This window comes from Streptomyces sp. SID14478 (assembly GCF_010548525.1).
GTDB lineage: Bacteria > Actinomycetota > Actinomycetes > Streptomycetales > Streptomycetaceae > Streptomyces.
This window is the reverse complement of the sequence record NZ_JAAGMG010000570.1, coordinates 1-3,215: the sequence shown is the minus strand read 5'-3', so window position 1 is coordinate 3,215 and position 3,215 is coordinate 1. Positions and strand designations below refer to the sequence as shown.

At 75.2% G+C, this 3,215-nt stretch carries 3 protein-coding genes; all 3 read left to right on the top strand.

The features are described from left to right. Window positions 1-140: 140 nt before the first annotated feature. A complete protein-coding gene (locus G3I40_RS18815; RefSeq protein WP_239091810.1) occupies window positions 141-1,088 on the top strand; it encodes an ATP-binding cassette domain-containing protein in 948 nt (315 codons plus the stop codon). After that, a complete protein-coding gene (locus G3I40_RS18810; RefSeq protein ID WP_343244956.1) occupies window positions 1,085-2,518 on the top strand; it encodes a hypothetical protein in 1,434 nt (477 codons plus the stop codon). The genes G3I40_RS18815 and G3I40_RS18810 overlap by 4 nt, the downstream gene beginning before the upstream one ends. Beyond that, the coding region (locus G3I40_RS18805; RefSeq protein WP_203644363.1) for a hypothetical protein at window positions 2,515-3,215 on the top strand (701 nt) is incomplete at its 3' end. The genes G3I40_RS18810 and G3I40_RS18805, both read left to right, overlap by 4 nt.

Genomic DNA, 3,215 nt, shown 5'->3' with positions numbered 1-3,215 from the left:
CCGCCGACGTCCACCCCATGGCGGCCATTATCGGCGGGGTCCCGCGCGGCGGGCGTCCCCCGCGAGGGGGACGGGGGCGGCGCACGGACCCCGCCCCGGCGGGACGCCGGACCGGGCCCCGGCTCCCTACCGTCAGGGGCATGGCCGACAACGAGACGACCGACGAGATGACCATCGAGGCCCGCGGGCTGTGCAAACGGTACGGGGACACCCTCGCCGTGGACGCACTCGGCTTCCGGGTCCTGCCCGGACGCGTGACCGGCTTCGTCGGTCCCAACGGGGCAGGAAAATCAACAACGTTGAGGATGCTGCTCGGCCTCGACGCCCCCGACCGCGGACAGGCGCTGATCGGCGGCAGGCCGTACGCCGCCCTCGCCGAGCCGCTCACCGCCGTGGGCGCGCTCCTGGACTGCGAGGCGCTGCACCCGGGCCGCCGCGCCCGCGACCACCTGCTCTGGCTCGCCCACTACAGCGGCCTGCCCGCGCGCCGCGTCGACCTCGTCCTGGACCAGGTCGGCCTCGCCTCCGCCGCGAAGAAGCGCGCGGGCGGCTTCTCGCTCGGCATGCGGCAGCGGCTCGGCATCGCCGCGGCCCTCCTCGGCGACCCGCGCGTCCTCATCCTCGATGAGCCGGTCAACGGGCTCGACCCCGAGGGCATCCAGTGGATCCGCGGATTCCTCAAGTCCCTCGCCGCGGAAGGCCGTACGGTCCTCGTCTCCTCGCACCTGATGAGCGAACTGCAGGACACGGCGGACCACCTCCTCGTCATCGGGCGCGGCCGGCTGCTCGCCGACACCGACGTCGGGGAGCTGCTGGACGCCGTGTCCGGACAGCGCGTGGCGCTGCGCACGGCCCGGCGCGCCGAGGCGATGACGCTGCTCACCGGCGCCGGTGCCACGGTCGCGATGACGGGCCCGGACGCCCTCACGGTCACGGGGCTGCCCGCGCAGCGGGTCGCGGCGCTCCTCGGCGAACAGGCCGTGCCGTTCTCCGAACTGAGCAGGCACCGCGCCACGCTGGAGGAGGCGTACATGGAACTCACCGCCGGTACGGCGGAGTTCGCCTCGGCCGAGGGCGTGGCGTCGTGAGGGGCGCGGTGCGGGCCCTGCGCGCCGAGTGGACGAAGCTGCGCTCCGTGCGCAGCACCCCGCTGGCCCTGCTCGCGATGACGGCGCTGCTGGTGCTGGTGACCGTGGCGTCGGCGAACGGCAGCACGTTCCACTACGACGGCCCCACGAAGTACGACGGCCTGACGTTCGCGCACCGCCCGACGACCGGTGACGCGCGCGGCACGTACACGGTGCGGGTCGCCGCGCAGCGGGACTCCGCGCCCTGGGCGAAGGCGGGCCTGCTCCTCAAGGACGGGACGGCGAGCGGATCCTCGTACGCGGCCCTGATGGTGACGCCCGAACACGGCGTCACGATGCTGGCCGACGGCACGCACGAGCGGACCGCGGCGCACACCGCGAAGGCTCCCGTCTGGCTGCGGCTGACCCGGGCGGGCGCCCGCGTCACCGGTGCCACGTCCGACGACGGCCGCACCTGGCACACGGTCGGCACGCTGACGGTCGCCGGGCTGCCGGCGCGGGCCGAGGCGGGCCTGTTCGTCACGTCGCCGCAGTACGCGAAGGAGAAGCGGACCGGCCCCCACGAGGTCTCGGCGCACCCGGTCCCCACCGTCGGCGAGGCACGCTTCGACCACATCGCCGTCCCGTCGGCGGGCGGACGGTGGACGAGGACGGACGTCGTCCAGCCGCGCGACCCGAAGGCCCCGCCGAGCGACGGCACGGCCCCGCCCGGCACCCTGCGGCAGACCGCGGGCACCCTGACCCTCACCGGCAGCGGTGACCTCGGCGGCCTCGGCACGGGCGGCGTGGGCGTGGGCCCGGGCTCGGACCTGGTCAAGCAGTCCCTCGACGACGGCACGCAACTGGCCGCGCTCGCGGTGATCGCGCTCGGCGTCCTGTTCGTCACCTCCGAGTACCGCACGGGCCTGCAGCGCACCACGTTCACGGCGAGCCCGCGCCGCGGCCGGGTCCTCGCGGCGAAGGCGGTGGTGCTCGCCGCGACGGTGTTCGCGGTCGCCCTCGTGGGCAGCGTGGCGGCGTTCCTGGTGGGCGGCCACTACCAGCGCGCCAACGGCTTCGTGCCGCCCCTCTTCGACAGGCCGTCCCTCACCGACGCGGGCAGCCTGCGCGCGATCGCGGGCGGCGCCGCCTTCCTCGCCCTGGTCGCCGTGCTCAGCCTGGGCGTGGGCGCGCTGCTGCGCCGCACCGTCCCGGCGATGGTCCTGATGTTCGCGCTGGTCGTCGTCCTGCCGATCGTCGCGTCGTCGGCGTCGATCGGACTCAATGACGTCGTCGGCCGGGCCACTCCCGTGGCGGGCATGGCGATACAGCAGACGAAGCAGCTCATCGAGAACCCGACGACGCCCTGGGCGGGCTTCGGGGTGCTGTGCCTGTACGTGGCGGTGGTGCTCGGCGCCGCGCGGCTGAGGCTCGCCCGGCGGGACGCGTGAAGGGCCTGGGCCGTGCGGTGCGCGGCGAGTGGACCAAACTGCGCACCGTGCCGGGCCAGTTGTGGACGCTGCCCGGTCTGCCGCTCGCGATGACGGCCCTCACGGTGCTCATCGCCGCGGCCGCCCGGCCCGAGGAGGAGGGCACCCTCGACCCGACGGCCCTGTCCCTGTCCGGTGTCTATCTCGCGCAGACGGTCGCGGTGCTGGTCGCGGTGGCGGTGGTGTCGGCCGAGTACCCGCGCGTGATCCGCACGACGCTCGCCGCGAACCCGCGCCGCGGCACGGTGTTCGCGGCGAAGGTCCTGGTGGTGGTCGCGGCGGTGACGGCGGCGGCGCTCCCGGCGGCGGTCGGCTCCCTGTTCGCGGGCCGCCGGGCGCTGAGCGGCTACCCCCGACTCCCGCTGGACTCCGGGGTGTTGTGGCGGGTGACGCTCGGCACCGCGGGCTATCTGCTGCTGGTCGCCCTGCTGAGCGCGGGCGTCGCGCTGATCGTGCGGCACGCGGCGGCAGCCGTGGGCACGATGTGCGCCCTGCTCTACGGCCCGTACCTGGCGACCTTGATCATCAAGATGCCGGAGCACGCGCTGGCGCTCGTGCAGAAGGTCTCGCCGATGTCGGCCGGCCTCGCCGTGCAGAAGGTGACGGGCGCGGGCACGACGCCGCTGTCGCCGGGCGCGGGCGCCGCGGTGCTGGCCGG

Bases quoted from the DNA above. Each gene is read 5' to 3' on its own strand.
- G3I40_RS18815 (WP_239091810.1), top strand. From the start codon at position 141: ATGGCCGACAACGAGACGACCGACGAGATGACCATCGAGGCCCGCGGG.